Raw genomic sequence first — 5232 nt, forward strand, 5'->3', positions numbered from 1 at the left:
GCCGTCGATGCCGGTTATGCGCCGAACGACTGGCAGGTCGGCCAGACCKGCAAGGTGGTGGCGCCGCAGCTCTATATCGCCTGCGGCATTTCAGGCGCCATCCAGCATCTGGCCGGCATGAAGGATTCGAAGGTCATCGTCGCCATCAACAAGGACGAGGAGGCGCCGATCTTCCAGGTCGCCGACTACGGATTGGTCGCCGATCTCTTCGACGCCCTGCCGGAATTGCAAAAGGCGCTCTGACCGCGCCAAATGCTTTTCTTTCGCACTTGCGAATGACTGGAAAATTATCTTTTATCGGGCTACTACTGCTGCCGGGCGATCCTTCGTCCGGCAGTATTGCTAGAAAAATGCGGCGGCGCGGGGGCGAATGCCGTGCGGGGGTTTGGAGATGAATGCGGTGTTGAAGAATATTGGTATTATCGGTGCCGGTCAGATGGGCTGCGGCATCGCGCATGTTTCGGCCGCCGCAGGTTACAGGGTTCACATCTACGATCTCTCGCAGGACCGCATCGAATCTGGCCTTGCCACCATCAACGGCAACCTGGCCCGCCTGGTGACGAACGGCAAGATGACCGAAGAGGAGCGCAAGTCGACCTTGTCGCTCATCACAGGCTCGTCCGATGTCAATGATCTCGCCCCCTCCGATCTCGTCATCGAGGCCGCCACCGAGGATGAAACGGTCAAGCGCAAGATCTATACGCAGGTCTGTCCGGTCCTGAAGCCGGAAGCACTGCTTGCCACCAACACCTCTTCCCTGTCTATCACCCGGCTTGCTGCCGCCACCGACCGCCCCGAGCGCTTCATGGGCATACATTTCATGAACCCGGTGCCGGTGATGAAGCTGGTCGAACTGGTGCGCGGCATCGCGACCGACGAGAAGACCTTTTCCGCCGCCAAGGAATTCGTCGGAACTCTGGAAAAGACCATCACCGTCGCCGAGGATTTCCCTGCCTTCATCGTCAACCGCATCCTGCTGCCGATGATCAACGAAGCGATCTACACGCTCTATGAAGGCGTCGGCACGGTCGACGCCATCGATACGGCGATGAAGCTCGGCGCCAACCACCCGATGGGACCGCTGCAGCTTGCCGATTTCATCGGCCTCGACACCTGCCTCTCGATCATGCAGGTGCTGCATGATGGCCTGGCGGATTCGAAATATCGTCCCTGCCCGCTGCTGGTAAAATATGTCGAAGCCGGCTGGCTCGGACGCAAGTCCGGCCGCGGCTTCTATGACTATCGTGGCGAAGTGCCGGTCCCGACGCGGTAAGCGGCCATCACCTGAAAGGGCGAATAGACCGAGCGCCCGCTAAATGCTTTCCTTGCCGGGAACGGGAGGAAACGCCATGTCGACCGAAACACCCATGTTCCTGCTGCAATGCTGCGTCCTTATCGGAATCGCCGGCGTCTTTCTCATGAGAGGAGATGGGGACTCCTGATCAACGTCGTTACGACCCGATCGCACCCTTGATTAGCGCCTTCGCGTCTTCGCTATCCCACGCGGCCGGGCCGTTCATGGCGGAGATCAGGCAGCCCTTGTCGTTGAGCAGCAGCGTCACCGGAAGGCCGAAGGCAAGGCCTTCCTTCTTCAGGCTGTTGAACACGCCGATCGTATTGTCGCGGTAGAGCTGCAACGCATCGACGCCGGTTTCAGTCAGGAACGTCTTCGGCTTCTCATCGTCGCCGGTGTCGATATTGACCGGCACGACCTGGAACCTGTCGCTACCCATCTCCTTTTCGAGTGCGTTCAGCGCCGGCATTTCCTCGCGGCAGGGCACGCACCAGGTGGCCCAGAGATTGAGAAGCACGGTCTTGCCGGCGAAATGATCGAGCGTCAGCGGCTTGCCATCCGGCCCGTTGAAGGAAACCGCCGTCAGCTTGCGCGGCTCGGTGGCGGCAACCATGGCGGCCACCTGCCCCTTCATGAGCGGTGCCAGATTGGCAGCACGCTCCTTCGCCAGCGAGCATTCGGCCGAAGCGCTGCTGCCGATCCCATTGCCAATCCCCTTCTCCTTCACGTATACCGCTGCCGCACCTGCAACGACACCGCCGACGGCGGCGATTGCGATCAATTTTCCGGACGGCAGGCCGAAGGGTTTTTTCGTCGTCATTTCATTCTCCAGGACGGGCATCTTCCATGGCCGAGAACAACACGGACACCAAATCCTCCAACCAGATGTGGGGTGGGCGCTTCGCCTCCGGCCCGGACGCGATCATGGAGGAGATAAATGCCTCGATCGGTTTCGACAAGAAGCTATTCGCCCAGGACATCCGCGGTTCGATCGCCCACGCGACCATGCTTGCCCATCAGGCGATCATTTCATCAGACGATAAGGACAAGATCGTTCACGGGCTAAACACGATCCTGTCAGAAATCGAAAGCGGCAATTTCGAATTCTCGCGTCAGCTCGAAGACATCCACATGAATGTCGAGGCACGCCTGGCGACGCTCATCGGACCGGCCGCCGGCCGCCTGCACACCGCCCGCTCGCGCAATGATCAGGTGGCGCTCGACTTCCGCCTCTGGGTGAAGGAAGAGCTGCAGAAGACCGAGCAGATGCTGACCGGCCTGATCGCGGCCTTCCTCGACCGCGCCGAAGAACATGCCGAAAGCGTCATGCCGGGCTTCACCCATCTGCAGACCGCCCAGCCCGTTACCTTCGGCCATCACTGCATGGCCTATGTCGAAATGTTCGGCCGCGATCGCTCGCGCGTGCGCCACGCCATCGAGCATCTGGATGAAAGCCCCATCGGCGCCGCAGCCCTTGCCGGCACCGGCTATCCGATCGACCGCCACATGACAGCCAAGGCGCTCGGTTTCCGCGAGCCGACCCGCAACTCAATCGATACGGTCTCCGACCGCGATTTCGCCATCGAATTCCTGTCGATCGCGGCGATTGCGGGCATGCACCTGTCGCGTCTGGCAGAAGAGATCGTCATTTGGTCGACCCCGCAATTCGGATTCGTGCGTCTCTCCGACGCCTTCTCGACCGGCTCGTCGATCATGCCGCAGAAGAAGAATCCGGATGCCGCTGAACTGGTGCGCGCCAAGACCGGCCGCATCAACGGCTCGCTGGTGGCGCTGTTGACGATCATGAAGGGTCTGCCGCTCGCCTATTCCAAGGACATGCAGGAAGACAAGGAACAGGTCTTCGACGCAGCCGAGAGCCTGGAACTGGCAATCGCTGCCATGACCGGCATGGTGCGCGACATGACCATCAACACCGCGCGTATGAAGGCGGCCGCCGGCTCCGGCTATTCGACGGCGACCGATCTTGCCGACTGGCTGGTGCGCGAAGCCGGCCTCCCCTTCCGCGATGCCCATCACGTGACCGGCCGCGCCGTAGCACTCGCCGAAAGCAAGGGCTGCGACCTTGCCGAACTTCCGCTTTCCGATCTGCAGGTGATCCACCCCGACATCACCGACAAGGTCTACGACGTGCTGACCGTCGAGGCCTCGGTCGCCAGCCGCAAGAGCTTCGGCGGCACGGCGCCGTCCGAAGTGCGCAGGCAGATCGCCTTCTGGCGCGCCCGCAACTAAGAGATATCAGGCGTGGCGAAGAGCCGCCACACCCTTCCTGCAGGTGGAAAGACCGTCCAACAATCAGGGTGCACAAGGCGGATAAACTTCGCTATGAAGATGTCCATCATTCGATATGAATGATGCCAGCACATGCCGCAGAAGAGGATATCCATGAAGAGCTTGCCGCATCTCATCCGCCTGACGGCGGTTCTCGCCGTCATCGGCCTTGCCGTTGCCGGATGCGGGCGCAAGGGCGACCTCGATCCGCCGAGTGCTGCGGCAACCAAGGAAGGCGACGTTTCCAAGCCGACGAAACAGCCGGGAACTGTCGACAAGCCCTTCCTTCTCGATCCCCTTCTTTAAGGCATAAGCCCGTGAACCATTTCGAGTACCGTGACGGCGTCCTTCATGCCGAGAACGTTCCCGTTCCCGAGATCGCCAAGGCGGTCGGCACACCTTTCTACGTCTATTCCACCGCGACGCTGGAACGCCACTACCGCGTCTTTTCGGAAGCCTTCGCCGACATGGACTCCATGGTCTGTTATGCGATGAAGGCGAATTCGAACCAGGCGGTGCTGAAGACGCTGGGCCGCCTCGGCGCCGGCATCGATGTCGTCTCGGAAGGCGAGCTGCGCCGCGCGCTTGCCGCCGATATTCCGGCGAGCCGCATCATGTTCTCAGGTGTCGGCAAGACGCCGTCCGAGATGGATTTTGCGCTTGAGGCCGGCATCTACTGCTTCAACGTCGAATCCGAGCCCGAGCTCGAGATCCTCAATCAGCGCGCCGTCAGCGCGGGCAAGAAAGCGCCGGTCTCCTTCCGCATCAACCCGGATGTCGATGCGAAGACGCATTCCAAGATCTCGACCGGCAAGAAGGAAAATAAGTTTGGCATCTCCTGGGAGCGCGCCCGCGCCATCTATGCCCATGCCGCCAAGCTGTCGGGCATCGAGGTTACCGGCATCGACATGCATATTGGCAGTCAGATCACGGAACTGCAGCCCTTCAACGACGCCTTCAAGCTGTTGCACGACCTTGTCGCGACGCTCCGCGCCGACGGCCACACCATCCACCACGTCGATATCGGCGGCGGCCTCGGCATCCCCTACAAGGACGACAACAATCCGCCGCCGCTGCCGGACGCCTATGCGGCAATCGTCAAGAACCAGCTGCGCGGTCTAAACTGCAAGATCATCACCGAGCCCGGCCGCCTGATCGTCGGCAATGCCGGCATCCTCGTGACCGAGGTCCTCTATGTGAAGGATGGCGGCGAAAAGACCTTTGTCATCGTCGACGGCGCGATGAACGATCTCATCCGCCCGACGCTCTACGAGGCCTATCACGAGATCCGGCCGGTAACGATTTCGGCGGCCAACGCCCCCCGCATCCGCGCCGACGTGGTCGGCCCCGTTTGCGAGACCGGCGATTATCTGGCGCTCGACCGCGAGATGGCGATGCCGAAGCCCGGCGACCTGATGGCCGTCAGCACTGCCGGCGCCTACGGTGCGGTCCAGGCCGGCACTTATAACAGCCGCCTGCTGGTGCCCGAAGTTCTGGTCAGGGGCAGCGATTTCCATACGATTCGACCGCGCAGAACCTATGCCGAACTGATCAGCCTCGATTCCGTTCCGGCCTGGCTCGACTAGCGCATCGGCCCGAAAATCGGACGATTTTCGGAAAGCACGATGCGAGGATTGAAAGAGTTAGAG

General features: G+C 61.2%; 6 protein-coding genes. 5 read left to right on the top strand and 1 reads right to left on the bottom strand.

All coding sequences use genetic code 11. The features are described 5' to 3' along the window. On the top strand, positions 1-243 hold a 243-nt coding region (locus tag AC1D1Z_RS33735; RefSeq protein ID WP_477853173.1), incomplete at its 5' end, for an electron transfer flavoprotein subunit alpha/FixB family protein. A 148-nt stretch (positions 244-391) separates the two neighbouring features. Further along, entirely contained in the window at positions 392-1273 is an 882-nt protein-coding gene (locus tag AC1D1Z_RS33740) for a 3-hydroxybutyryl-CoA dehydrogenase (RefSeq protein WP_003543296.1), read from the top strand. 178 nt (positions 1274-1451) lie between these two features. On the opposite strand, the gene tlpA is transcribed toward AC1D1Z_RS33740, so the two are convergent. Further along, on the bottom strand, positions 1452-2114 hold the full coding sequence (gene tlpA / locus AC1D1Z_RS33745) for a thiol:disulfide interchange protein TlpA (RefSeq protein ID WP_131647608.1): 663 nt from the start codon (positions 2112-2114) through the stop codon (positions 1452-1454). A 26-nt stretch (positions 2115-2140) separates the two neighbouring features. Here tlpA and argH point away from each other — a divergent pair, with 26 nt between their 5' ends. The 3 genes from argH (at position 2141) to lysA (ending at position 5169) form a co-directional block, all read left to right on the top strand. Then, the gene (argH, locus tag AC1D1Z_RS33750; RefSeq protein WP_131647607.1) at positions 2141-3544 is read left to right on the top strand and encodes an argininosuccinate lyase; all 1404 of its coding nucleotides are present in this window, start codon (positions 2141-2143) and stop codon (positions 3542-3544) included. Positions 3545-3676: 132 nt separating this feature from the next. Continuing rightward, a complete protein-coding gene (gene lptM, locus AC1D1Z_RS33755; RefSeq protein WP_018243782.1) occupies positions 3677-3889 on the top strand; it encodes an LPS translocon maturation chaperone LptM in 213 nt (70 codons plus the stop codon). Positions 3890-3900: 11 nt separating this feature from the next. Then, on the top strand, positions 3901-5169 hold the full coding sequence (gene lysA / locus AC1D1Z_RS33760; RefSeq protein ID WP_131647606.1) for a diaminopimelate decarboxylase: 1269 nt from the start codon (positions 3901-3903) through the stop codon (positions 5167-5169). Positions 5170-5232 lie beyond the last annotated feature (63 nt).

Source organism: Rhizobium sp. P1_E1 (assembly GCF_056406015.1).

Excerpts from the sequence above, each read along its gene's own strand:
- AC1D1Z_RS33740 (WP_003543296.1), top strand. The coding sequence starts at position 392 with ATGAATGCGGTGTTGAAGAATATTGGTATTATCGGTGCCGGTCAGATG.
- tlpA (WP_131647608.1), bottom strand. The coding sequence starts at position 2,114 with ATGACGACGAAAAAACCCTTCGGCCTGCCGTCCGGAAAATTGATCGCA.
- argH (WP_131647607.1), top strand. The coding sequence starts at position 2,141 with ATGGCCGAGAACAACACGGACACCAAATCCTCCAACCAGATGTGGGGT.
- lptM (WP_018243782.1), top strand. The coding sequence starts at position 3,677 with ATGCCGCAGAAGAGGATATCCATGAAGAGCTTGCCGCATCTCATCCGC.